Consider the following 25,215-nt stretch of genomic DNA (forward strand, 5'->3'; position numbering starts at 1 on the left):
CAAACTAGCGAAGGAGTTTGCCGTGGCGCTGATCCGTGTCGGGCTTGTGGGTCTTGGAGAGGTCGCGCAATCGATCCATCTGCCGGTGTTGGCCGACCAGCGCGACCGCTGGGTCATCGCCGGCGCCCATGACGTTTCACCGAGCCTGGTGAAACTCATCACCTCGCAATACCCAACCGCCAAGGCCTACGAAAGCGCCGAGGCGCTGATCAGTTCGCCGGACATCGACGCGGTCTTCGTCCTCTCATCGGACGACACGCACAGCCGTTTCGTCCGCGCCGCGATCGCAGCCAACAAGCATGTCCTGCTCGAAAAGCCGGCCTGTCTGACGGTGCGCGAGATCGACGAGCTAATGGCGCTGAGCAAGGATTACACAAAGACGATCTTCGTGGGCTACATGCGCCGCTATGCCCCAGCCTATCTGGCGGCGCGAGACGAGTTGCCGGCGCACAAAGACATCACTCATGTGCGCATTTTCGACTTGATCTCGGAAGGCTGGCATTTCCTGAAGAAGAGCCAGAATATCCTCTATCCGCGGGACATCGACCCGGCGATCCTTTCGCGCGGTGCCGAGGAGCGCGACGCGCTGATCCGCGAGGTGGTCGGAAAAGACGCCTCGGCCGAGCTCGTGCGCGCCTATCGCGGCCTGACGGCGCTCTCCTCGCACCACATATCGGCCATGCGCGGACTGCTAGGCGAACCGAAGCGCGTGGTAGCAGCGCACCGCACCAATGGCGGCGCCAATACCAGCGTCACCTTCGACTATGGGCACTTCGCCTGCCTCTATGACGCGGTGGTCGACGATCTCGGCCTGTTCGACGCCATGATCGAGGTTCGCTCCAACACCAAACGGGTACGGATCATCTACGACACGCCCTATATCCGCAGCCTGCCGACGCGCCTGGAGGTGACGGAGGCCGGGCCGCTCGGCCCAGTGACGAAGGCCTTCGGACCGCTCTATGGCGATGCCTTCTCTAACGAGCTGGAGACATTCCACCGCCACATCATGGAGGGCACCAAGCCGGTCACCGACCTGGGGGACTCACGACGCGACCTTGCGCTGATGGCCGAGATCATTGCGCGGATGAGAGAAAGCGGCGGGAGATGAGGTCGCCGGCCGCGATATGTAGGGGGCAGATCCCTGGGTCCGACCGTCAAGCATTTCGATATTACTTTTTTGGGGAACACGGGGCGCACGCCATCATCAAAGCAACGCTTCCCGCTACGAACTCCAAAGGCCGTTCAGCGGAGCAGACAAGAAGGGCTCTCCCCGGAGTACTCAGATGGCTCCCTTGCCTGGGCGCAATGAAGGCGCAAAACTGACATTCCTTGCGGCGTGACTCTCGAATACCGCCCAAAAATGGGTGGACGAACTCAGAGCAGCGAGCTTGTGGAAATCGACCGGTAGTCCCGGCCGTGTAACAAGCTGCGTAACAAAGCAGATAAAAAAGATAAGTTTTTCAACGCAATAGGCCCAAGATCGAAAGACGCTCTCTCCGCCATAAATTTTGCTAATAAATCAATTATCTCATGTACTTAGATCATTATTGAAGTGCTTCAAGATCGGAGACCTTAATCTGCGTAACAAACCGCCAAGAATCCGCTCAGTCCGCCACAGCGTCGCTCAACGTCGAGGTGGTCAGCATCCTATTCGGGGCCGCAAGCAGACGTCAGCTTGCGGCCGCAGGCTTTCGAGGGCGGAAGCCGAAGAAGATCTTGTATATCGCACGGCCTCACGGCGTGCGGGCAACGTGCGGGCGCGGGCAGGGTTAGATCCTAACCAATGCGACGCGGCAGACCGCCTCTCGCACGAAAGAACGCCCCCTCATGGCGAGAACCGCTGAAGCCCAAGCGGAGAATCCGCGTCCGGCAATGCCGAGGAGCGCCGTACCTTCCAGCGCGCCCGGCATGGCTCGCTCCTTATCCCGCTCGTCCGAGGTCGGCGGCAGGTTCAGGGCCAGGAGACGGCGGACGCGGCTCCCAGACCCCGAGCTTGCGTAGGACACGCACCTCATCGCGGATGAGCGTCGTCAGCGCGCGTATGACCATCGTGGTCGGCCGCTGGCTGGATGTCGCCAGAAGCAGTTCCCGCTCGATCGGCGGGTTGCGGATGCGCCAGTAGTTGATCCTGCCTTCGGCGACGAGGTTGTGGCAGCTCGAATAGGACAGGATAGTGTAGCCTATCCCCGCCTCGACCAGCCGCAAGGTCGAGGGCATGGCGTCGACCTCGACCTCGATGTTGGGCTCGATGCCGGCGGATCCGAGGATGTGATCCAGCACCACGCGCAGCCCATGCGGCCTCGCCGGCAGGATCATCGGCAGCCGGGACATCACGTCGGCATCGACGGGACCGGGGCCGAGATTGTGCGGATCGTTCTTCGCGCCGAGCAGGAATAGCTCATCGCGCAGGATGGGTTCGGCCAGGAGATTGTTCATCCTCGGCGCGTTGTACAGGACAGCGACGTCGATCTTGCCCATCACCAGCCATTCGAGCAGATGGCCGCTGAAGCCCTCGATCACCCTCAAGCTCACCTGGGGGAACTGGGCGCGGAAATTCTGCACCAGCGGCGCCGTCAGCACGACACCGACCGACGGCGGCATTCCGAGCACGATCGTGCCTCGCGGGTTCGAGCGCAGCGCCGCCAATTCCGTCTCGGCGCGCGCGGCCTGCTCGAGCAGCGCCACGGCGTAGCTTTGCAGGATCTTGCCGGCTTCCGTCAGAACGATGCCCCGGCCATTGCGGTAGAGCAGCGCGACGCCGACCTTGTCCTCGAGCGACTTGATCTGCCGGCTGAGCACCGGCTGGCTGATGGAGAGCGCCACCGCCGCGCGCGAGAAACTGCCGAACTCGGCCACGGCGGTGAACAACTGCAGTTGCTTCAGATCGAACATCAGTGGCGGCCTCTGGCTCGAATGCGGGGAACCGCATTGTCGAAGCACGCGGCAAACGCTTGAGTTTGGGGCACGGAGCGATGGTTGACAAGTCAGGCCCAACCGGCGCCCTGCAAAGCTGTTATGCGGCGAGCGAAGCTTATGCTGCGCCCCGGAATTGGCTTATTTGCTAGCCCATGGCCCTCTGAACGAGTACGGCCTTCCCGGAGTAAAAACTTTGCAGACTCGAACGCTTGGGTTCGTTGGGCTCGGCCGTATGGGCGCGCCCATGGTAAGACGGCTTGTGGAAGCGGGCCACCACGTCATTGTCCATGACCGCAGGCCGGATGCCGCCGCGGACCTGCCGGGCAATTCGATTAGTGTGGCCGCCACGGCCGCCGCCGTCGCGGACGAGGCCGAGGTTGTGTTCTGCAGCCTGCCGACGCCGCCCATCGTCAAGGAAGTGGTGCTTGGCGCCGACGGCCTGACGTCCGGTGCAAAGGCCAAGGTGGTGATCGACCTGTCGACGACCGGGCCTAGCATGGCCAAGACCATCGCGGCGGAGCTGGCCGGCCGCGGCATCGCCTGGGTCGACGCGCCGGTTTCGGGCGGCATCGCCGGAGCCCGCAACGGCTCGCTCGCGGTGATGGTTTCGTGCAAGAAGTCGGTGTTCGACGAGATCGAGCCGGTGCTGGCCAATTTCGGCAAGCGGTTCTACTGTGGCGAAAACGCCGGCACCGCCCAGGTCGCCAAGCTCGGCAACAACATGATCGCGGCGGCTGTCATCCTGCTCTCCGCCGAGGCGCTTGCGATGGGCGTGAAGTCCGGCCTGGACCCGCGCGTCATGTGCGACATCATCAATGCATCGAGCGGCCGCAACAGCGCCACCCAGGACAAGTTCCCCCGCGCGGTGCTGCCGGGAACCTTCGATTTCGGCTTCGCCACCGCCCTTTCCTACAAGGACGTCCGCATGTGCGTCGACGAGGCGGAGAATCTCGGCGTGCCGATGGTCGCGGGCTCGCTGGTAAGACAGATGCTCGCCGCCACGAATGCCCGTTTCGGGCCGGACTCGGACTTCACCTCGATGGTGCGCATCGTCGAAGAATGGGCGGGAATAGAAATCCGCGCCTAGAGCGGTTCAGCGCTTCACGGAATCGCCGAACCGCTCCAAGTCTTTGTTTTTACGCAATTCCGAACGGAAAGCCGCTCCACACTTTTACTGGAATTGCTTTAAAAGGGCAGGAACCGCGGAGGACCCGGATGGCAAGCTTCACGAAGCAATTGGCCGACACGCTGGCCGACCTGCCGTTGGAAGTGTTCAGTCCGGCCGTCACCGCCAAGGCAAAGCTTTGCCTGCTCGATTTCCTCGGCTGCGCCTTCGAGGCTTCCGCGCTTGATCCGAGCCAGCAGGCGCTGGCCGCGGTGACGCCGGCGCGCGGCAGCCACATTATCGGCGAAACCCGGCAGGCCACACCGGCGGACGCGGCCTTCGTCAACGCGGTCAAGGGGCATGGACTGGTCCGCGAGGACATGCATGCCGGATCGGTATGCCATCACGGCGTCGTCGTCTGGCCGCTCCTGCTGGCGCTGGCCGAGACGAAGGCGGTTTCGGGAGCTGATCTGCTGCGGTCGGCAATCGTCGCCTACGAGGTCGGCGGGCGACTCGGCCGGATGCTGATCGACCGGGAACTTTCGACGCTGTTCAGGCCGACGGGCCTGGTGGCCCCGATCGGCGCGGGATGCGGCGCCGCGCGACTCATCGGCCTCGACAAGCAACAGACCACGGCCGCAATCGCCTTTGCCGCCAACACGTCCTCGGGCCTGAACCAGTGGCCGCAGAGCGGCGGATCGGACATGTTCTTCCATCCCGGCTTCGCCGCGCGCAACGCATGGATGGCCGTCCAGCTTGCGGCCGCCGGCGCCTATGGAACCCCGGACGTGCTGGAGGGAAAATCCGGTTACTTCGCCGCCTTCGCGCGCCGGCCGATGTCGGGATCCGTGCAGCTTTTTCCGGACGGCGAGGCCGATATCCTGGCCGTCTATCACAAGGCGGCACCGGCCTGTAATTTCGCCCAGACGGCCTGCCAGACGGCGCTGAAGCTCGTCGAGATGATCGGCCCCGGCGCAGCACCGGTCGAACGGATCAGCATCCGCGTTCCCGCCGCCGCGGCGGCCTATCCGGGCTGCGACAACACCGGGCCTTTCGAGCGTTCGCTGCAAGCCAAGATGAGCATTCCCTACGGCGTTGCGGCGGTGTTCGCCAGCGGCCGCCTGTCGGAAGACAATTACAGGGACCTGCGGCACAAGGAGACGCTGCGGCTGATCGATGCCTGCGACCTCTCGGCGAGCGAGGAACTGACCGCGCAGTTTCCGGCCAGGCAGGGCGCCAGCATCGATGTCGTCCTCTGCGACGGGCGGCAGCTGTCGATGGGCCTTCAGGACGTCATACCGGCCACCGAAGCCCAAATCCGGGAGCGCTTCAGGTCGGCAGCCGTGCCGATCGTGGGCAGCGAGACGGCCAGGTCGATCGAGGACTTCGTCGACAGGCTGGACTCCAAGAAGGATGCCGGCCGGCTGATGCCGCTCTGCGCGACCAAAGAAAAAGCGAAGCAGCGAAAGGCGGCTTGAACGCTAAGGTCCGTGGAGGGGTCTGAATGACGGTTCGGCGCAAGACAGCCTTCGTGACCGGCGCCGCGAGCGGCATCGGCCGCGCCATTGCGACAAGCCTCCGGGCCGAGGACGTTCGCATCGTGCTTGCCGACCGGCAGGCCGAGGCGCTCCAGGCGTTGGCGAGCCAGCTGGGCGGCGAGGTCTTTGCGCTTCCGCTGGACTTAACCGACGCTTCAGCCGTCGACGCCTGCCTGGAAAACGTGCCGACGGAATTCCGCGACATCGACATACTGGTCAACAATGCCGGCCACGACATCGGCGGCCGCATCCGCTTCGACCAGGGATCGCCGGACGATTGGTCGGCGATCATTGAGACCAATCTGATCGGCCTGATGCGCGTGACGCGCGCGATTCTGCCGGGCATGATCGCGCGCGGCCGCGGCGACATCGTCAATATGAGCTCGATCAGCGCGTTGCGGATCGTGCCCGAGCAGGCGCCCTACTCGGCCAGCAAGGCGGGCGTGCACATGCTGAGCGACATCATCCGCGGCGAGCTCGCGGAGACCCCGTTGCGCGTCATCGAGATCATGCCCGGCCTGACGCGCACCAACATCGTCACGACCCGTCACCGCGGCGACGAGGAAGCGGCACGGCAATATTTCGAACGTTTCGGCATGGCGCTCGACCCCGAGGACGTTGCGCGCTGCGTGATGTTCGCGCTGAGCCAGCCGCCGCATGTCCAGATCGCGCAGATGTTCGTGCTGCCGACGAACAGATGGTAGGTCGCGACCGACGCCGGCCGGCTCAGTGCACGGCCGCGTACATGATGCGGCTTTCGGTGGCCTCGGCGATGTCCATCTCCTCGACGACGCGTCCTTGGCGCGCAACCAGGATGCGGTCCGACAGAGCGAGAATCTCGGGCAAATAGGACGAGATCACCACCACCGCCATGCCGCTGTCGGCAAGCTCGTTGATGAAGTTGTGTATCTCGACGATGGTGCCGACATCCACGCCGCGCGTCGGCTCGTCGAGGACGACCAGCTTCGGCTTCTGGATCAGCGCCTTGGACAAAACCACCTTCTGCTGGTTGCCGCCCGACAGTTCGATGACGCGCGCATCGGCATCGATCGCCTTGACGCCCAGCCGCTTGGTCCAGGCCGTGGCAAGCTCGCGCGCGTTGCGCGGCGTGACCACGGTCAGCGGGTTGGCGCCGGTCGCCAGCGCCCCGAGCTGGACGTTGCTGGCAATGGTCATCGTCTCGAAGAAGCCTTCGATCTTGCGGTCCTCGGTGACGTAGACGATGCCGTCGCGCACTGCTGGGCGCGGCGTGCGGTAGCGGACCGGCCGGTCCTCGAAGCGCACGGTGCCGCCGTGGAAATAGTCGCGCTTCAGAACGCCGGCGACGATCTTCATCGTCTCCGTCCGCCCTGCGCCAACCAGACCGAACATGCCGGTCACCTGACCCGCGAATACCGAGAAGGAGGTGTTGCGGACCGTATTGCCCATCGAGAGGTTCTCGACGCTCAGGATCTTCTTGCCCATCGGCCGCGCCTTGCGCTTCTCGCCGGCGTAAAGCTCGCCGGACAGGCTTCGCCCGACCATCGCCTGCACGATGCGGTCGCGGTCGAAATTGCGCGTGTCGTCGGTGACGACGACCTTGGCGTCGCGCATCACGGTGATGCGATCCGACAGGTAAAGCGCTTCCTCCAGCGCGTGGCTGATGAAGATGATGGCGATGCGCTGCTCCTTCAGCCGGCGCGCCAGGTTGAAGAAGTGGAATTTTTCTTCCGGGGTCAGCGTCGCGGTCGGCTCGTCGAAGATGATGAGCCGGGCATGGTGGTGCACGGCGCGTGCGATCTCGACCATCTGCTTCTTGCCGGCGCCGAGGGTCGAAACCTGCGAGGTGGGATCGACGTAGAAATTCAGCGACAACAGATAGCGCTGCGCCTGGATGTTGAGGCCGCGCAGGCGGTTGAAGAGCTTTTCGTCGCCGAGATAGATGTTCTGCGCCACCGACATGGACGGAACCAGATTGGTCTCCTGGAACACCATGGCGACGCCATGCGCGAGCGCGTCGGAGGGCGAGTTGAAAACTGTCGGCTTGCCGTCCAGGACCATCTCGCCAGAGGAAGGCTGATAGACGCCGGCCAGCACTTTCATCAGCGTCGACTTGCCGGCGCCGTTTTCGCCAAGAATGGCATGGATCTCACCCGGTCGGACGTCGAGATTGACGTCCGAAATCGCGAGCACGCCACGAAAATCCTTGGACACCCCGCGCAACTGGACCAGTGAATTCATGCCGCCGTCTCGTCGTCGATTGCCACAATCTTGCCCGAGCCCCTGGCGCCGGCGATCAGCCTGCCGCCCGCCTCGCAGAGCGACGTCACGCCATGGATATCGCCGTCGGCGCGGCTCTGGTAGCTGCGCAGCATGGCCATGCGATCGTCGCATCGCACCACCAGGCCGGTCGACCATGTCGGCGACCACGGCTTGAGCATATTGAGTTTCTTGCGGGCGCCACCCTGGATCGGTTCGAGAAAACTCTTTCCGGTCACCAGCGCCGGCGCGATCCAGTAGGCCGGCTCGATCGTGTCGACCATGCGGCGCCGGTATTCGTCTTCCTTGAGCACGAATTCGACCAGCGGATTGCGCGGCGCAAACATCGCCAGCCAGAAGCCGCCCGAGGCGGACGGCGTCATGCGGCCGGGATAGGCAGGCAGAGCCGCGAGCGCGACCCGGGGTTGTGAGGCGCCTGTCAACGCAAGGACGCGATGCCGCCACGCTTCGGCGACGAAGATGTCCTTGCCGGACAGCGCGAGGCCCGCCGCGAATTCCAACCCGCCTAGAAGCCGTTCGGCTCGGCCGCTGCCGGTATCGACCCGCCAGACCGAGCCGCTCGCCGACTTCGTCATCAGGTCGCGCTTCCACTCGCTCGCCGCGTGGCGGTCCGATCCGACGGCAACGAACAATGTCGTCGGATCAGCGAAGACCATGGCGGTCACGCAGGACGGGTTGAGGCCTTCGATGGTCAGCGGCCGCGAAGCGGCGCTTGGGCTTTCCAGGAGAATTCCGCGCCCCTCGACCGCGATCGCCAGGCTTTCGCCCAAGGCGGCGATAGCGGTCACCGGTCCGTCCATCGAACGACGCGCGCTCAGCTCGAATTGCGAGGCGTCGCCGGCGGTCGACAGCGTCAACAGGTGGTTGCCGGAAGAGCAGAGCATGCCGTCATGCACGGCCGTGAGGTTGTCGACGTCGTCGAGCTGCATCAGCACCGGCATCGCGTCCAGCTTCGCGTTCGGCCGCAAGGGCCCGTCCATCGGCGGCACGGTGCTGCCGGTGAGATCGAAGCCGCGAAAATTGGCCCAGGCTTTATAGATGGCAGCGATCATGAGCGGGCGCCCCAATAGGCGTCCTGCGCGCACCAGTTCGGGTCGGCATCGGGCAAGCGGTAGCGCCCGATGCGGTTGTTGGAGACGCCGCCGAGATAAAGCCATCCGCGATGCTCGCGCATCGAGGTGATCATGGGATGGTTGAGGCCACCGAGGTCCCAGAGATTGTCGAGGATCTCGCCCTTCTCGTTGAACTTCACCACGCAGCCGGTGTTGATGTTGGGATAGAGCCACTGGTCCGGCGCGACGCGACGGGCCATGCGCTTGCGAAAGCCGGGCATGCGCAGCGCCAGATCGAGCGCGGGCCCGCGCATGCCGAGCAGCGCCAGCCAGTAATTGCCATCGGAAGAGCGGTTGATGTTGTCCGGATATCCCGGAAGGTTGGAGATCACCTTCTCGGTTCTGCCTTTCTTCGGGCCGTCGAAATAATAGCGGCTGATCGAGCAGGTCCAGCTCTCGGCGAACATGAAGGATTGGCCGTCGGGGCACATGGCGACGCCATTGGCGAACACCAGCTTCGGGATTTCCGTGTGTGTTTTGCCGGTGCGCGGATCGTAGCAGATGATGCGGCCGCTGGCGCGACTCTCCAGCGCGTCGGTCGCCCAGTCCTCCTGCTCGTAGCGGATGGTCGCCTCGCTGAAATAGATGCGGCCGTCCGGCGCGACGTCGACGTCGTCGGCGAGGCGAAGGCGCGAATCGTCCACCACGGAGAACCAGCTGCGGTTCGTCTCGTCGGTCAGCTTGGTGACGGTCTTGTCGGGCGCCACCTGGAAAAGCCCCATGCCGCCGATGCAGACGAGCAGATTGCCTACCTTGTCGAAGGCCATGCCGAGCGGATGGCCGCCGATATGCGCAAACACTTCCGAGCGCTTATGATCGGGGCCGAAGAAACGCACGATGTCGCCGTGGCGCGTGCCGCAATAGAGATTGTCGTCGCGATCGAGGATGACATCCTCCGGCCCTTCGATCTCGCCGAGGCCGATAATCTCGACGGAGCGCAGCCGGTCGTTGAGCACATAGGGCGAGCCGGGCGCATCGACCTGCGGCGAAGGCGGCAGCGCCAGATAGGCAGGCGAGACGTAGACCTTGGCGAGGATGCGGTGGCGATGCTTCTGCCAGCGCATGTCGACGAAGACGGCGAGCAGCAGGATCGCGCCGAGGATCGTCGAGGTTATCGGCCCGCTGATGCCGAGATTGATCAAGCCGTTGGTCAGCATGAGCACGAGCAGGCTGCCGATGATGGCCTTGGCGACCGAGCCGCGGCCGCCGCCGATGGCGGTGCCGCCGAGCACAGCCGCGGTCAGCGCCTGAACCTCCAGACCGACACCGGTGTCCGACCCCGTGCTGCCGAGGCGGGCCGCGAACAGGAAGCCGGCGAGCGCGCACATGGTGCTCGACGCGACATAGGTGAGGAACACCATGAAGCGCACGTTGATGCCGGCGTTGAAGGCCGAGCGGCGTGCCCCGCCGACAGCCGTCAGCCGCCAGCCGGGCCGCATGCGCGACAGCACCAGGTGCCAGGCGAGCGCGATGATCAGCGTGATCACCAGCGACACGGGAATGCCGAGCACCGTGCCTTCGCCGATGAACACCCACAGATCCGACATCGAGAACCCCGACATGATCGAGGTGGACATGCGCACGAAGACGATCTCGTAAAGCGAGCGGAAGATGATCAGGCTGACCAGCGTGGTCAGGAAGGCGCGCAGGCGCAGATAACCGATCAGCAAGCCGTTGATGGCGCCGCAGACCATGCCCATGCCGAGAATGCCGGCGAGAACCGCGGGCACCGGCAGCTCGTAGACATTCACGCCGATGAGCGAGAACAGGACGGCAAGAGAGAAGACCGAGGCCACAGAAAGGTCGATGCCGCCCGAGATCATGACGACGGTGAGCGCCAGGACGACAAGCCCGAACTCCGCGAACTGGCGCGCCAGATCCGACAGGCTGGACAGCGACAGGAAGTCGGGAATGATCGATCCCATCACCAGCACCGTCAGAACCAGCGCGGTGAACGGGATGGCGTTGTCGATCCATCGCTTGGACATGATCTCCCCGATCAGATGATCGGGGAGATAACGCGAGCGCAGAGACGCTAGGGTGTCGCTGGACATGATGCTGATTGACTTGCCCCGGCTCACTTCAACTGGTCGAGCGACCAGCAGGTGCGCGGACCGATGTTGTCTTTGGTCAGCAGCGTCAGCGGTGTGTAGTAGGAGGTCTTCGATTCGCCGGCCTTGCCGGGCGACAGCAGCGTCTGGACGATCTGCTGGTTGATCGCGTTGCCCTGCAGCGGCACGTCATAGCTAATTATCAGGTCGAGCAGCCCCTTCTGGATGTTGTCGCAGCCGATCTGGTTGCCGCCGCCCGAGGTCACGACATAGACGTCGTTTGCCTTGCCCGCCGCCTGGATGGCAGCGCCCGCGCCGACGTCCTGGTTGTCCCAGTTGCCCACCACGCCGCAAAGATCGGGATGCTGCTGCAGCACCGTCTCCATGATGGCGCGCGCCTTGGCCGGATCATACTGGGCGGCCTGCTCGGACACGATCTTGATCGCCGGATCCTTGGCGAAGGTCTGCTTGTAGGCATAGAGCTCGTAGAGATCGGACGCCGCCGTCGGCTGGCCGCGGATGATCGCGATCTTGCCGGACTTGCCCGATCCCGTGCCGCACTGCTTCACCAGCGCGTCCGCCTCGATATAGCCGACGCGCGACCAGTCGGCGCCGACATAGGCGTCGGTCGGCACGACCGATTCCAGGTTGAGCTGGACCACCTTGATGCCGGCGTCCATCGCACGCTTCAAAAGGCGCGCATAGGACTGGACGTCAGGATTGTGCGCGATGATCAGGTCCGGCTTTTCGGCGATGAGCGCCGTCAGCGCCCGCGTGCCGGCATCCGTGCTCCAGTTCGGGTCGCGGATCTCGAGCGTGTAGCCGAGGTCGGTCGCCTGCTTGCGCATGATCGCCGCCCAGCCCTCCGTCAGGTCGAAGCCCATGGCCAGCGGAATGAAGACGACGCGCTTGCCCTTGAGGCCGTCGTAGAACGGATTGCGCGACGGATTGTCGAGGCCGTCATCGGCATGTGCGGCCCCCGCCAGGCCGAGCGCCATGAGCCCGGCCGCCAGGATAGTTCTGAATTTCATGGTTTCCTCCCATTGGATTGCAAAGCTTGTCTTCAGATGTCGCCCTGGCTCTGTTGCGAAGTCTGCTCGTCCCTCGGGTTGATGAAGCTATCGACCGTGATGGCGAGCAGCAGGATCAGGCTCTTGATGAGGTTCTGCGTCGTGTAGGTGATGTCGAGGATGGTCATGCCGTTGAGGAGCACGCCGACCAGCAGCGTTCCCACCAGCACGTTGCGCACGCTGCCGCGGCCGCCGCTGAGGCTGATGCCGCCAAGCACGACGACCAGCAGCACGTCGTAGATCATGGTCGAGTTGTAGACGCGGGTGCTCATTCCCGAGACGGCGGCGGCCATCACCACGCCGGCGAGGAAAGCGATCAGAGCGCTGATCACATACTGCGCCACGATCAGGGGGCGCAGCGGCAGGCCGGCGATGCGCGCGGCGAGCGCATTGTCGCCGGCCGCGTAGACGAAGCGGCCGAAGCGCGTGCGCATCAAAACCAGCGCGACCAGTGCGGCCAGCACGGCAAAGGTGACGATGGGCATCGGCAGGCCGAGGAAAGCCCCTCGTCCGAGGAAGTCGAACCAGTCGACGCCGGCAGGCGAGTTCTGAACGTCGATCTGGAACAGGAAGGCGCGTCCCGAGCCATACATCACGAGGCCCATCGCAAGCGTGGTGAAGATGGCGGGAATGTCTGCATAGGCGATCAGGATGCCGCTCGCCAAGCCGATGACCAGTGCCAGCAGGGCGCCATAGACCAGAGCCGTGTCGAAGGGAATACCGGCCTGCGCCATAGAAAGCACCCAGGAGAGCGACACCACCATGGTCGCCACCATGGCAAGGTCGATGCCGCGGCCGATGACGACCAGTCCCATGCCGAGGCCCAATATACCCAGGATGGAGACGCTGCGCACCAGAGCGATCAGATTTCCCGCGGTCAGGAAATTGTTCAGCGTGGCGGCGAAGACCACGAACAGCGCGACGGCAAGCGCGAACACCACGCCCTCCTGCGACAACCGCGCCTTGGCCATTGCGCCACCTCCCGAACCAGGCCTTGCCGGCCCGGTCGCGAACCCCCTTCGCGACCTGCTTTTCCTCGCGGCGACCATCCCCTTTTTGGCTGGCTCAAGACATATCCGCCCAAGGAATATCAGTTATGTTTCATGCCGGACTGGGCGTAGGGGGCGGAGCCGGGCGGTGGGATGAAGGCCGAGGCGCGTTCGGCAGTGCCAGCAAGGCCTGTCATGCGATAAGCGCCATAGCTGTTATCCGGATTCCGTACAGCCTCGTCGCTTCACTCCGCCTTGCCAATCACGCAAAACTGCCGAGCGACAAGAGGAGGCGCGGAGCGCCTGCCGCACCGGGAGGAAATGATGACCGAAGAACCGCGCAAACAGACGCCGGGGGTCTACAGACGCTGCGTGGGCGATGCCATGGTCACCGTCATCAATGACGGCTTTCTCGATATCAGCGTGGCCATCCTGCGCGGAACGGAGCGCGGCGACATGGAGGGCCTGATGCGGGAGCAGTTCCGGCACACGGAACCGCGTCTCACCGTCAATGCCTTCGTGATCGAGACGGGCAAGAACACCGTCCTGGTCGACGCCGGAGGCGGGTCGACCACGGTCTATTCCATGGGGCTGCTGCCGCAAAATCTCGAAGCCGCCGGCTTCAAGCCCATGGACTTCGACACCGTCCTGCTCACCCATATCCATCCCGACCATTCGAGCGGCCTCATCGATACGGCCGGCAAGCCGCTCTTCCCGCGCGCCGAGGTCATCATCCACCAAGACGATTTCGACTTCTGGTCCGATCCCGAAAAGCGCGGAAAGTCGGCGGCGGCCATGCCCTATGCCGGCTCGGCGGATGCCTTGCTGACGACGTATCGGGGCCGCTTCCGACCTACGAATGGCGAGGAAGTGGTGCCGGGCATCAGGCAGTTGCCGCTGCCTGGACACACGCCCGGCCACAGCGGCTATCAGCTCGACTCGGCCGGCGAGACGCTGGTGATGTGGGGCGACACGGTTCACGTCCCCGAGATCCAGATTCCGCGGCCCCAGGTCACCAGCGAATTCGATGTCGACGAAGCGCTGGCGCATGCGAACCGCCGCAAGATCTTCGAACATGTCGCCAACGAGCGGCTGCTCGTAACCGGCGGTCATCTGCACCTGCCCGGCTTTGCGCATCTGGTGAAGGCCGGGGATGGCTACCGCCTGGTGCCTGAGGCCTGGCTGGTTCAGCTTTAGGCGCACACGTCAAACGGACAAGGGCCGGTCCGATCGGAACCGGCCCTTAGGTTTTTCATTCAGGCGTCAGTCGGTAACTTCGACCCAGGTCTTGCTCTTGGCGTCGTATTTGACCAGCGTCACCTGCTCGGCCGTGATTGTGATGTGGCTCTGCTCGGTGAAGCCGATCGTGCCGGTCATGCCCTTGAAGCCCTGGACCGCGTTGAAGCCTTTCTGCAGGTCTTCCGGCTTCGTCGACTTCACGTCCTTGATGACCTGCGCCAGCATCTTGATGCTGTCATAGGCGCCGGCCGAGAAGGGCGTGGCATCGACGTTGAACTTCTTCTTATAGGCGTCCTTGAACGCAAGAAGCTCCGGACCCGGATGCAGTTCCGTCGTCAGCATCGCGGTGATTGTCCCGTCAGCGAGATCGCCGGCCAGCTTCGAGTAGGTGTCGTCGGCATTGGTCTCATCATTGCCGTAGACGATCGCGTCATAGCCGATCGAATGCAGGTCCTGCACGAAGGCGGCCTGGTCCTGCGGCGTGAGCCAGACGTCGACGCATTTGATGCCTGCCGCCTTGATGGCGTTGACTTCCGGCATCAGGCCGGCGGTCGCGCCCGTCGACCAGTTCTCAGTGATAGTGTGATCCATGGCGATCTTCTTGCCGGCCTTGTCATAGGCAAGCTGGATGCCGAACAGACCGCCCTGCCCGTATGTGGATGGATCATGCAGCACCGCGAGGCCATCGGGGCAGTGCTTCAACGCATGCTGGCCGATCTTCTCGCCCCAGGCAAAGGTGTTGAGACCGAAGTCGAAGACCCAGGGGTTCGGCGGGCTGGTCGGCCCGTCCGGATTGACGGTGAGGCCGCCATCGTCGACGACGCCGATGGTCGGGAACTTATGGCGCTGCGCCAGTTGCGCCGTGACCGGGCCGGTGTCGGGCGAGCCGGCAATAGCGATCGCACCCTGCGACACCAGCTTCTCATAGAGCTGGCCGGACAGCGTGGCCGACGCGTTGTCGTTGTGCGGGTCGAGCTTGAAGGTGTGGCCATCGACACCGCCGGCGGCATTGACTTCGTCGACCGCCATCTGCGAGCCGTTCACCGTGGCGACACCGGTCGAGCCATAGGCGCCGGTCGTTCCCGCGATGAGGCCGATGAGATATTCGTCCGCCGCGCCGGCCTGAACACCGAGCCCCCAGAACGCGGTCGTGGCCAGCAACATCGCGGAAGTCGTCGCGCGTTTTCTCATGTCTGATTTTCCTCCCTGAGATCGGTGGGCAGGAACCGACAACCCGATCGCTCAATTTGCCCTGCGCTTCCCGCGCCCTCTCGGTGGTGGATTTTGCTATCCCGTTGCCCGGCCTTGTCAACGCGAGCGCCAGCGCCCCGAGACCGGTTCAGCGACCCTGTAAATGCCACTGGAGAAGTCGATCGGGCACGATCATCGGTATCGCCAGAAGGGAGCTCGGCATCTAGGACAACTTATTGCTCTCACTTGCTTTTATACCAAACCAACTTGCTAAAACCGCGCGCCGAAAGACGTCTTGGACCGCCTCGCCGCGCCCCGCGTTTCACGGTTCCGAAACGCCGTCCAATCGCTGCGCTCATAGCTGTTATGTCACTCGCATCAGCTATTTCCGGACAGTCATTTTCGACTAGGTTTTTGACACCGGCGCAGCATGCCAGAGCTGGACAAATTGCGGCATGGAACCCCCGCCCGACGGTTCATCTTGAATCCGGGCGGCTATCCGACGGAAGCGTCTCCCGCGAGGCGATCAAGCCGGCTGAGGAGGCGACGCCGGCCAGGGAGAGGGGAAAGCCACCAGTGCTGCAATTCGTGTTGAGCGGGGTAGCGATAGGATCGATCTACGGTCTGATCGGCATGGCGCTCGCGATCTCGTTCTACGTCACCCGCATCATCAATTTCGCGCAGGGCCAGCTGATGATGGTGACCGTCATGGTCACCGCCGAGCTCGCCTCCTCCGGCTATCCGGTCTGGCTGGCCGCGCTTGCCGGCCTGGCATGCTCGTGCATCGTCGGCATCCTGTCCTATGTCATCGCGGTGCGGCCGATCCTTTTGTCGAACCGCTTCAGCTTCGGCTGGCTGGTGTCGACGCTAGGCTTCGCGGTAATCGTCGAAAATGCGGCCGCCTATATCTGGGGCCCTACCTCGCAGGCTTTTCCGCCGATCCTCAACGGCATCAGCCTGCCGATCGGCGGCGCGGTGCTGACTGCCCAGCAGCTTCTCGCCATCGTCACCGCCGCGGTGCTTGCCGCCGGCTTCGAGATCGTGCGGCGCTATACGCTGTTCGGCAAGCTCGGCATGGCGACGGCAGCCGATCCCGAGATGGCATCGGCCATCGGCGCCAACACAGCAATCGTCGCCATTGTCGCCTTCACGGTCTCCGCCGTTTACGCGGGGATCGCGGGCCTGCTCATCGGACCTTCGACCTTCGCCAATCCCTATCTCGGCGATACGTTCGGGACCTACGGCTTCATAGCCATGATGATCGGAGGCGGCACCGAGCGGCCGATAGCGGCGATGTTCGGCGGCGTGCTGCTCGGCGTCTGCGCCGAAGGCGCCAACGCGCTGATCAATTCACAGGCTTCGGACTGGTTCCCCTTCATCGTGCTCGTGCTGATCCTGATCGTCTCGCCCAGAGGCCTGTTCAGCACCAGCAATCCACTGTTTCGCCCGCGCCGAGCGGCCGTGACGCGCGGCTGAGGTGAGCATGGCCCCTGCATTCGATACTCAGTCGGGCGCCGCCGCTCCAAGGCTTCGCATCGGCCGCTGGCGCGCCGCCGGGCTGGCCGCTGTCCTGATCGCCTATCTGGCGGCCACCGCCTATGTCGCCCACACCGACCTCGGCCTGCAGAGCCTGGTGCTGGTGGCAGCCGTCTTCGGCATCCTCGCCATCAGTCTCGATCTGGTGGCCGGGATGCTCGGCCTCTACTCGCTGGGCCAAGGCGGCTTTTTCGGGATCGGCGCATATGCGACGACGATTCTTGCCAACGACTATGGCTGGAACGTCTTCGGCCTGCTGGCGCTGGTGCTGGCGGCGACCGGGCTGATCGGGATGGCCGTGGGGGCGATGTCGCTCAGGGTCAGCGGTCTCTACTTCGCCATCACCACCTTCATCTTCACGCTGGTGCTGACGGTGCTCGCCACCGACATGGTCACCGTCACCGGCGGCCTGCAAGGCCTGCTCGGCCCGGCCTTCCCGGATTTCCCTGCAAGCTTGGAATGGCTCGGCACGCCGCTGGTGTGGTGCATCATGCTGGCGCTGCTCGCCTGCCTCGGCCTGGTCTGGAACATCCGCCATTCGCCGCTCTACCCGATCCTGCTTTCGATCCGCGATGCCGAGCCGTTCGCCGAGGCCGCTGGCGCGCGCACTGCCGCGATCAAGGTCGGCGTCTTCGGTGTCTCGGCCGCGATGGCCGGAGGAGCCGGCTGGCTCTTCTCGTTCCTCGGCGTCGTCTCTCCCAGCCAGTTCGACTGGTCGGTGTCGTTGAACGTGCTGGTGATGGTGCTGATCGGCGGCATCAACACCAGCATCGGTCCGGTCGTCGGCGCGATGTTCGTTTCGATGTTCCCGAATGTCGTCAATATCAATCCATGGCTGCAGGAGATCGTCTACGGAGCGCTGTCGATCCTGGCGATCACGCTGTTGCCCGACGGCGTGGTCGGCATCGCGCGGCGCGCGCTTGCCCGGCGCGCCGGCGAGATAGTCCCGGCGGCGGATGTCGCCGAGACTGGGGCTCTGCCCGCCGCGCCCAACTCCGGAACCTCGCCGGCTTCACCGAAGGACTCCGAGATCATCGTGGAGTGCCGGGGCATCGAATTCGGCTACGGGCTCGGTCCGAAGGTGCTGCGCAATATCGACCTGGCCGTTCGCCGCGGCCACATTCATGGCCTGATCGGCCCGAACGGCTCGGGAAAGAGCACTTTGGCCAACGTAATATCCGGCCGCCTGACGCCGCATGCCGGAGAAGTCCTCCTCAAGGGCAAGCGCGTCGACGGCATGCCGGCGAGCAGCCGTTCGCGGCTCGGACTGCGGCGCACCTTCCAGGCCGCACAGCTGGTCAAGGAACTGACGCCGACGCAGAACGTCATGGTCGGACTCTTCGACCGCGTACCGCGCATCGTCGGCCGCGCGCCGCTCTGGCCGATGCTTGCCTCCGGCCGGCGCGACCTGGCGGCCATGCAGCGCCGCGCCAGCGAGGCTCTCAACCTCGTCGGCGCCGGCGACTGGACTGCACGGCAGGTCGCGGACGTGCCGCACGGCATCGAGCAGTTGACGCAGCTCGCCTCGGTCTGCGTGGCCGGACCGGACATCATCGTGCTCGACGAGCCAGCGACCGGACTTTCCGCCAGGGAGGTCCGACATCTGGCGGAGATCCTGGCCAATCTCAAAACCCAGGGCGTTACGATGATCATCATCGAGCACCAGACGCGCTTCCTGTTCCCGCTTTGCGATCGCGTGACCGTGCTCAACGCCGGCGAAGTGATCCTCACCGGCTCCGCCGATGAAGTACGCGCCGATCCAGTGGTCAGACAGGTGTATCTCGGCGAATGAGCGAACAGCCCACCCTTGAAATCAGTTCGTTGAGCGCCGGCTATGGACGGTTCGACGTCGTGCGCGACGTGGCGCTGAGCGTCGGCAAGGGCGAGGCCGTCGCCCTGCTCGGCCCGAACGGCGCCGGCAAGACCACGGTGCTGAGAGCAATCATGGGCCTCGTCAAGCAGCGGCGCGGCCTGGTCCGAATCGGCGGCACCGACGTCTCCGCGCTGCCCACCCATCACATCGCGCGCGGCCTGGCCGCGATCGCGCCCGAGGGTCGCCGCCTGTTCCTCGACCAATCGGTAGAGGACAATCTCCTCCTGGGCGCCCTGCATCTCCGGCACGACAAAGCCCGTACCCAGACCTTGCTCGCCTCGGTCTACGACCTCTTCCCTGTCCTCAAGGCCTATCGCCAGCGGCTGTCGTCATTCCTGAGCGGCGGCGAGCAGCAGATGGTCGCGATCGGCCGCATGCTGATGAGCGACCCCGAGATCATGCTGCTCGACGAACCCTCGGTGGCGCTTTCACCGGTCGCCGTCGACATCGTGGTCAAGGCGATGCTGGAGTTGCGCAAGCGCGGCGCCTCGCTGCTGCTCGTCGAGCAGCGCACCGACGTCGCAACCCGAGTCTGCGACCGGCTCTACGTCATGACGCATGGCGAGATCGTCGACGAGATGAAGCCGGAGACGATCCGCTCCGGCGGCATGTCGATCCTGAACAAATATCTCGGCTAGCGGGACGGTGTTCGACCCGCTGGCCGCTCGTCACGCCGAGGCGGCGTAGCGCCTGGCGAGCGCCGACATGCCGACGGCCAGCACCAGGATTCCGCCCTTGAAGATCGGCTGGAAATGGGTGGGCGCGCCGAAGATACTGAGCCCGTTAAAGCCGACCGCCAGGATCAGCACGCCGACCAGCGTTCCGGTGATGTGGAACTCGCCCTCGCGCAAGGTGGCGGAACCGAGGAACACCGCGGCGAAGGCGTCGAGCAGATAGCCGTCGGCGGCGGCCAACGTGCCGCTGCCGAGCAGCGACGACAGCAACGTTCCGGTGAGCGCGGCGCAGAAGCCGGCGGTGGCGAAGGCGAACATCTTGATGCGGTCGACGCGGATGCCCGAGAGCCTCGCCGCCTCCATGTTGCTGCCGACGGCCTGCATCTTCTGGCCGATGTCGGTCTTGTTGAGCACGGTCCACAGCGCCAGCAGTACCACGACCATGATGATCACCGGATTGGGCAGGCCGAAGACGACGCGGCCGAGCGAGATGTCGGTGAAGGCGCGCGGGATGCCGGTGGCGATCGGAAAGGCGCTGTAGGTGAAGCCGATGCCCGTCAGCATCGTGCCGATGCCAAGCGTCGAGATCACCGCGTTGATCCGGACCTTGGTGACGAGCAGGCCGTTGAGGATGCCGATGCCGGCGCCGAGGGCGAGCGCGCACACGATGCTCAGCCAGATCGGGAAGGCTTCATAGGCCATCAGGCCGGTGACGATGAGGCCGACGAAGCTCGCGACATAGCCGATGCTGAGATCGAACTCGCCGACGACCAATGTATAGGTCAAGCCGCTGGCGATGATTGCGGTGAGCGAAGCCTGGCTCAGGATGTTGAGGAAGTTCGCCCGCGACAGGAAAACGCCCGGCGCGTTGATGGAGAAGAACAGGACCATCAGCAACAGTCCGATGATCGTCCCGTAGCGCGACAGGCCGATCAGCGCTGTCCGCTTCCACGAGGATTTACGGGGCTGCGGCGCTTCCTTTGCCACGGGGACAGTCTCGGCCGTCATGCGGCTTCTCCTTGATCGTCATGCGCGTCGTGATAGCTGAGCTCGATGATGCGCGCTTCGGTGATGTCGGCGCCGGTGAGTTCGCCGGTGACGCGGCCCTCGCGCATGACCAGGACGCGGTCGGCCAGCAGCGTGAGCTCCTCGACGTCGGATGAGATCACCAGGATGCCGACGCCGGAACGGGCAAGCGCGCGGATGGCGTCGTGGATCTCCTCGCGCGCGCCGACATCGACGCCGCGCGACGGCTCGTCGAGGATGAGCAGCTTGGTGCCGGCGTTCAGCCAGCGCGCGATCAACGCCTTCTGCTGGTTGCCGCCGGAAAGGCCGGCGATCCTGGCGGTGACGCCAAGCGTCTTGATGCCGAGATGAGCGACGAGGCTCTCCGCCTGCCGCCGGGCCTTGGCGTCGGACAGGAACGGAAGGCCGGGCACGCTGCGCAGCAGCTTCAGCGTCGAGATGTTGATGTTGAAGGCAACGGATTGCTGCAGCATCACCCCTTGCGAGCGGCGCTCCTCGGGCACCAGCGCAATGCCCGCCTTCACCGCCTCGGAAGGGTTGGCGATGTCGAGCCGCTTGCCGTCCAGTTGGAAGGAACCGGTCTCGGGGCGAGCGAGGCCGGCGACGAGATGGGCGAATTCGGTGCGGCCGGCGCCGACCAGTCCGCCAAGCGCCAGAACCTCGCCCTTGTAGAGATCGAGGCTCACATCCTTCACCGACTGCTTCCAGGCAACGGAGCGCGCGGAAAAGATCGGCTTCCGGCTCCGGTCGGCGGCGAGCCGATCGCGCTCATCCGGCGTGCGGATGGCGTGGCCGATGATGGCGCGGACCAATCCCTTCTTGTCCAGCCCGCCGCGCTCGGCCTGGCTGACGATGCGGCCGTCGCGCAAGACGGTGATCCTGTCGCAAAGCCGCAGCACCTCTACCAGCCGATGCGACACATAGAGGATGGCGACGCCCTGGGCGGCTAGGTCGCGGATGATGGCGAAGAGCTGCTCGCTTTCCGGCTCGGAGAGCGAAGCGGTCGGCTCGTCCATGGCGATCATGCTGGCATCGCGGGTGAGCGCCTTGCTGATCATGACCAGCCAGCGCTGGGCGACCGACAGCTCGGAGACTTTCGTGTCGAGCGGAAATCGTATGCCGACACGTTCGGCCGCGGCGCGCGCGGCTACGCCCGAACGCTTCCAGTCGATCATGCCGAACCGTGTCACCTTCGGCGCGCCGAGCAGCATGTTCTGCAGCGCGCTGAAATGGGGAATCAGGTTGAGCTCCTGATGGATGAAGGCAAGCCCGGCGCGCTCGGACGCCTGCGGCGAGCCCAGCTGAAGCTCGTCGCCCGCGATAGTCACGCTGCCCTGATCCGGACTGGTGACGCCGGCGAGACAACGGATCAGCGTCGACTTGCCGGCGCCGTTGGCGCCGACAAGGCCGTGCACCCGGCCGCGCTCGATGTCGAGGTCGGCGCGGTCGAGCGCGAGTTCGCCCGCAAAGGATTTGGTCAGGCCGCGGATCCGCATCCATGCGTCGGCGGGCGAAACGGTCGCCGACACCTAGCCGCTCCGTTTCGCGGAGCGGCCCGACCGGCGTGTCTCACATGCCATTAGGATGTTCGGCCATGAACTTGTCGACATTGTCCTTCGTCACCACCACGCCGGGGATTTCGATGGTCTTCGGCTGCCAAGAATCGCCAGCCTTCATAGAGTCGAGAATGGCCTGGAACACTTCCTTGCCTTCCTGATAGGCGGGCTGCCAGACGGTGGCCGTCATGTCGCCTTCCTTGACCAGCTGCAGGGCCTGGGCGCTGCCGTTGATCGACACGGTGGTCACGTCGGCGCGGCCGGCCTGGCGCAGCGCCGCCACGGCGCCCTGCATAGGCTCGTCCCAGCACGACCAGATAGCGAGCGGCGTATCACCGCCGGCCGGATGCGCGGTCAGCCAGGCCGCCGCCGTGGCGTTGCCGAACTGGACCTGCCCAGGCGCGACCACCTCGCTGTAATCCACCTTGATGCCCGACTTGCCTTTGACGCCTTCGTCAAAGGCCACGCCGCGGTCGATGCAGAGCTTGCCCGGATGGAAGGTCATGGCCAGCACATTGGCCTTCTCGCCGGTCTTCTCCAGGAGGTATTTGACCGAATCGTCACCGACCTGCCGGCCGCTGGTCGTGGCCACGATGCCGGGAACGATCTCGCCACCCCAGGTGCCGACGGGGATATGCGCGTCGCGCGCGGCCGCCAGGCCGGAGCCGATCGAGCTGCTGGCGAAGGCCAGCACGAAGATGGCGTCGACATGCTGGGCCGCGAAGCTGTTCATCGCTGCGTTGGCCTGATCGGCGCTGGCCTGGGTGTCGGTCACCTTGACGTCCCAGCCGGCCGCCTTGGCGGCGTCCGTCGCCCCGCCGATGACCGCGATGTTGAGCGCATCGTTGGCGAGCAGCGCGACAATGCCGAGCGTCTTGTGGTCCTGCGCCTGCACGGCGGTTGAAACGATCATCGTTCCGGCGGTCAGTAAGGCGAGCAAAAGCCTTTTCATCTGGGAATTCCTCCTCTCCCGTTGGTGCCGGCCCATGGCGGGCCGGCCGTTCCCTCTCCTCGGACTCCGACCAAGGGCGCCGAGACAGCGACTTTGCCGTATCCGTCGAGCACCACTATCGGCCGTTTGCATGCACGACCCCGTTGCGGCTCTCGCGAGCCAGCATGAGACGGAGACGTCGCCGCTCCATTTTGGTACCGGTACCATATGGCAGTTTTGGCAGACCGGCAATAGCCAGCATCGCGCACCCAGCGAAATTGCCCTTTTTGCGCCGAGATATGTGATTTGAAACTGACAGAATCGCGTTGCTGAGCTGATTTTTGTTGTTATCGGTATCAAGCTAAGGCTATGGCTGAGGCTATCGAAGCAGAGAGCGCCGCGAGCGTGTAACAGCTCGAGCGAGATGGGAGCGGACATGAAAGTGACCTATGATTTTTCCGGCAAGAACGTCATCCTGATCGGCGGGACGACCGGCATCGGGCGGGCCACGGCGCTCGCCTTCGCCAAGGCCGGAGCCAATCTTTATGTTTCCGGCATCGGCGCGGACTCCGGAGGAAGCCTCAAGGGCGAGGTCAAGCCGCTCGGCGTCGAATTCGAGTTCGAGGAAGTCGACGTTCGCGACAGCAAGGCGATGGCGGCCCTGCACAAGCACGCCTTCGAGCGCTTCGGGCGCATCGACATCGCCTTCAACAATGCCGGCGTCCCGGGCAAGACAGCGCCTGTGCACGAGCTGGAGGACGAAGACTACGACCTGCTGATGGACGTTAACCTGCGCGGCATCTTCAACGGCCTGAGGCACCAGATCCCGCATATGACCGCCAAGGGCGGCGGCGCGATCGTCAACACTTCGTCGCTGTTCGGCGTCATGGGTTTCGCCACGACCGCGGTCTACTGCGCCAGCAAATGGGGGGTGATCGGCCTCACCAACTCGGTGGCGCTGGAAGTCGCGCGTAAGAACATCCGGGTCAACGCCATCGCGCCCGGCTCGGTGATGACGCCGCTGCTGCGCGGCATGTTCGGCAGCGAGCAGAGCGCCAAGGACACGGTGCTGCCGATGATCCCCATGGGCCGGATCAGCGACCCGTCCGAAATCGCGCAGCTGGTGCTTTTCCTGTCGTCGGACGCCGCATCCTTCATTACCGGACAGGCCGTGGTGATCGACGGCGGCGGCTTCGTCGCGGGCGCCGACAAGCTCTGACGTTCAAGGCTGGGCTAAATCTCCAGCCTTGTTTCCTCGCCATTCAGGCGACGCAGCTCTTCTCGCCTTTGGCGAGGGCGATCTCCACCACCTGAAGGCCCCTGTCCGTCAGCCGTGACGGGAATGTCGTGCGCAGCCTGTCTTCATGCACGGGGATCACCCTGCGCACCTCGCCGCCGACCGATTTCAGCATCTCGGCGCTGGAGAAGATCAGATTGTGCTGGCTGCCGACGGCAAGGCCGATGGGCACGATCTGCGGCGCGGCCGGATCGAGCCCGGTCAGATTGTCATAGGTGTAGATGAGGTCGCCGGCGAAGATCCAGCGATCCTCGCCGCCGCTGGTGCCGTCATTGCGGACGGTCACATACATGCTGCCATAGGTGTGAGTGTCGGCAGCGAGATGAACGTCGATCCCCGGCAGCACGTTTTCCTGGTTGCCATCGATGCAGATCATGCGGCCTTCCTTCGCCGCCTCGACCGCGCGCACTATATCGGCCGGATCGCCGCCGCCGACAAGGAAACGGTATTCCGGCCCGAGCGTGAGCGCCCAGACCCATTTTTCCAGCTCGCTCTTCTGGATGTAGAATTTGGCGTTGGGGAACAGATGCATGGCGCCCATATGGTCGAAATGGGCGTGGGTGATGAAGACGCTGGTCACGTCCTCCGGCTTCACGCCGCATTCGGCAAGAACCGCCCGCGGACCGTGGTAGTTCGAAACGCCATAGGCGGTGGCAAGCTGTTCGCCATAGGCGACATGGTCGTAGCCAGTATCGATCAGGATGGTTTCGCCGCCCCCCTTCAGAAGCGCATAGGCATAGGGGAGCTTACGCGTGCCCTGGTGCTGCGGCCCATACATCATGACGCTGAAGGGGAATTTCTCCACCGCCGCGTATTCGAGCACCCAGATCGAGTAATGTGCCATTCAATCCT

At 64.4% G+C, this 25,215-nt stretch carries 20 protein-coding genes; 9 read left to right on the forward strand and 11 right to left on the reverse strand.

Going from position 1 to position 25,215, the window contains the following annotated elements; all coding sequences use genetic code 11:
* Nucleotides 1-22 precede the first annotated feature (22 nt).
* Nucleotides 23-1,108, forward strand: a complete 1,086-nt coding sequence (locus tag LB515_RS05470) for a Gfo/Idh/MocA family protein (protein WP_224707007.1) — start codon at nt 23-25, stop codon at nt 1,106-1,108.
* Between the two features lie 812 nt (nt 1,109-1,920).
* Here the strand turns inward: LB515_RS05470 and LB515_RS05475 are convergent.
* Complete coding sequence (locus tag LB515_RS05475) at nt 1,921-2,892, reverse strand: LysR family transcriptional regulator (protein ID WP_224707008.1); 972 nt, start codon at nt 2,890-2,892, stop codon at nt 1,921-1,923.
* A gap of 217 nt (nt 2,893-3,109) precedes the next feature.
* Here LB515_RS05475 and LB515_RS05480 point away from each other — a divergent pair, with 217 nt between their 5' ends.
* The 3 genes from LB515_RS05480 (at nt 3,110) to LB515_RS05490 (ending at nt 6,263) form a co-directional block, all read left to right on the forward strand.
* Nucleotides 3,110-4,003: an NAD(P)-dependent oxidoreductase gene (locus tag LB515_RS05480; protein ID WP_224707009.1), complete on the forward strand. Its 894-nt coding sequence runs from the start codon at nt 3,110-3,112 to the stop codon at nt 4,001-4,003.
* 128 nt (nt 4,004-4,131) lie between these two features.
* Nucleotides 4,132-5,499 carry an MmgE/PrpD family protein gene (locus LB515_RS05485; protein WP_224707010.1) on the forward strand — a complete coding sequence of 456 codons (1,368 nt, stop codon included), beginning with the start codon at nt 4,132-4,134 and terminating at the stop codon, nt 5,497-5,499.
* A gap of 26 nt (nt 5,500-5,525) precedes the next feature.
* Nucleotides 5,526-6,263: an SDR family oxidoreductase gene (locus LB515_RS05490; protein WP_224707011.1), complete on the forward strand. Its 738-nt coding sequence runs from the start codon at nt 5,526-5,528 to the stop codon at nt 6,261-6,263.
* 22 nt (nt 6,264-6,285) lie between these two features.
* On the opposite strand, the gene LB515_RS05495 is transcribed toward LB515_RS05490, so the two are convergent.
* From LB515_RS05495 to LB515_RS05515, 5 genes are read right to left on the reverse strand one after another with little or no spacing between them, the layout of a single operon-like run.
* Nucleotides 6,286-7,779: a sugar ABC transporter ATP-binding protein gene (locus tag LB515_RS05495; protein ID WP_224707012.1), complete on the reverse strand. Its 1,494-nt coding sequence runs from the start codon at nt 7,777-7,779 to the stop codon at nt 6,286-6,288.
* On the reverse strand, nt 7,776-8,870 hold the full coding sequence (locus LB515_RS05500; protein ID WP_224707013.1) for a hypothetical protein: 1,095 nt from the start codon (nt 8,868-8,870) through the stop codon (nt 7,776-7,778). The genes LB515_RS05495 and LB515_RS05500 overlap by 4 nt, the downstream gene beginning before the upstream one ends.
* The gene (locus tag LB515_RS05505; RefSeq protein ID WP_411969123.1) at nt 8,867-10,984 is read right to left on the reverse strand and encodes an ABC transporter permease; all 2,118 of its coding nucleotides are present in this window, start codon (nt 10,982-10,984) and stop codon (nt 8,867-8,869) included. Before LB515_RS05505 ends, LB515_RS05500 begins: the two co-directional genes overlap by 4 nt.
* A gap of 23 nt (nt 10,985-11,007) precedes the next feature.
* Entirely contained in the window at nt 11,008-12,012 is a 1,005-nt protein-coding gene (locus LB515_RS05510) for a sugar ABC transporter substrate-binding protein (protein ID WP_224707015.1), read from the reverse strand.
* Nucleotides 12,013-12,044: 32 nt separating this feature from the next.
* Nucleotides 12,045-13,022 carry an ABC transporter permease gene (locus tag LB515_RS05515; RefSeq protein ID WP_224707016.1) on the reverse strand — a complete coding sequence of 326 codons (978 nt, stop codon included), beginning with the start codon at nt 13,020-13,022 and terminating at the stop codon, nt 12,045-12,047.
* A 342-nt stretch (nt 13,023-13,364) separates the two neighbouring features.
* Between LB515_RS05515 and LB515_RS05520 the strand changes: the two genes are divergently transcribed.
* Nucleotides 13,365-14,237, forward strand: a complete 873-nt coding sequence (locus LB515_RS05520; RefSeq protein ID WP_224707017.1) for an MBL fold metallo-hydrolase — start codon at nt 13,365-13,367, stop codon at nt 14,235-14,237.
* Between the two features lie 66 nt (nt 14,238-14,303).
* Here LB515_RS05520 and LB515_RS05525 read toward each other — a convergent pair whose 3' ends face one another.
* Entirely contained in the window at nt 14,304-15,470 is a 1,167-nt protein-coding gene (locus LB515_RS05525) for an ABC transporter substrate-binding protein (protein ID WP_224707018.1), read from the reverse strand.
* A 576-nt stretch (nt 15,471-16,046) separates the two neighbouring features.
* On the opposite strand from LB515_RS05525, the gene LB515_RS05530 reads away from it, so the two are divergent.
* From LB515_RS05530 to LB515_RS05540, 3 genes are read left to right on the forward strand one after another with little or no spacing between them, the layout of a single operon-like run.
* A complete protein-coding gene (locus LB515_RS05530; protein WP_224707019.1) occupies nt 16,047-16,946 on the forward strand; it encodes a branched-chain amino acid ABC transporter permease in 900 nt (299 codons plus the stop codon).
* A 7-nt stretch (nt 16,947-16,953) separates the two neighbouring features.
* The gene (locus LB515_RS05535; RefSeq protein WP_224707020.1) at nt 16,954-18,798 is read left to right on the forward strand and encodes a branched-chain amino acid ABC transporter ATP-binding protein/permease; all 1,845 of its coding nucleotides are present in this window, start codon (nt 16,954-16,956) and stop codon (nt 18,796-18,798) included.
* The gene (locus LB515_RS05540; protein WP_224707021.1) at nt 18,795-19,517 is read left to right on the forward strand and encodes an ABC transporter ATP-binding protein; all 723 of its coding nucleotides are present in this window, start codon (nt 18,795-18,797) and stop codon (nt 19,515-19,517) included. The genes LB515_RS05535 and LB515_RS05540 overlap by 4 nt, the downstream gene beginning before the upstream one ends.
* 30 nt (nt 19,518-19,547) lie before the next feature.
* On the opposite strand, the gene LB515_RS05545 is transcribed toward LB515_RS05540, so the two are convergent.
* Genes LB515_RS05545 through LB515_RS05555 form a run of 3 tightly spaced genes read right to left on the reverse strand, consistent with a single transcriptional unit; the run spans nt 19,548 to nt 23,087 of the window.
* Nucleotides 19,548-20,561, reverse strand: coding sequence for an ABC transporter permease (locus tag LB515_RS05545; RefSeq protein ID WP_224707022.1), 1,014 nt, complete (start codon nt 20,559-20,561; stop codon nt 19,548-19,550).
* Nucleotides 20,558-22,108, reverse strand: coding sequence for a sugar ABC transporter ATP-binding protein (locus LB515_RS05550; protein ID WP_224707023.1), 1,551 nt, complete (start codon nt 22,106-22,108; stop codon nt 20,558-20,560). The genes LB515_RS05545 and LB515_RS05550 overlap by 4 nt, the downstream gene beginning before the upstream one ends.
* Nucleotides 22,109-22,148: 40 nt before the next feature.
* Entirely contained in the window at nt 22,149-23,087 is a 939-nt protein-coding gene (locus LB515_RS05555; RefSeq protein ID WP_224707024.1) for a sugar ABC transporter substrate-binding protein, read from the reverse strand.
* 415 nt (nt 23,088-23,502) lie between these two features.
* Between LB515_RS05555 and LB515_RS05560 the strand changes: the two genes are divergently transcribed.
* A complete protein-coding gene (locus LB515_RS05560; RefSeq protein WP_224707025.1) occupies nt 23,503-24,285 on the forward strand; it encodes an SDR family NAD(P)-dependent oxidoreductase in 783 nt (260 codons plus the stop codon).
* Nucleotides 24,286-24,328: 43 nt separating this feature from the next.
* Here the strand turns inward: LB515_RS05560 and LB515_RS05565 are convergent, their stop codons facing one another.
* Complete coding sequence (locus LB515_RS05565; RefSeq protein ID WP_224707026.1) at nt 24,329-25,207, reverse strand: N-acyl homoserine lactonase family protein; 879 nt, start codon at nt 25,205-25,207, stop codon at nt 24,329-24,331.
* Between the last annotated feature and the right edge of the window lie 8 nt (nt 25,208-25,215).

The organism is Mesorhizobium sp. CA15 (assembly GCF_020165215.1).
Lineage (GTDB): Bacteria > Pseudomonadota > Alphaproteobacteria > Rhizobiales > Rhizobiaceae > Mesorhizobium.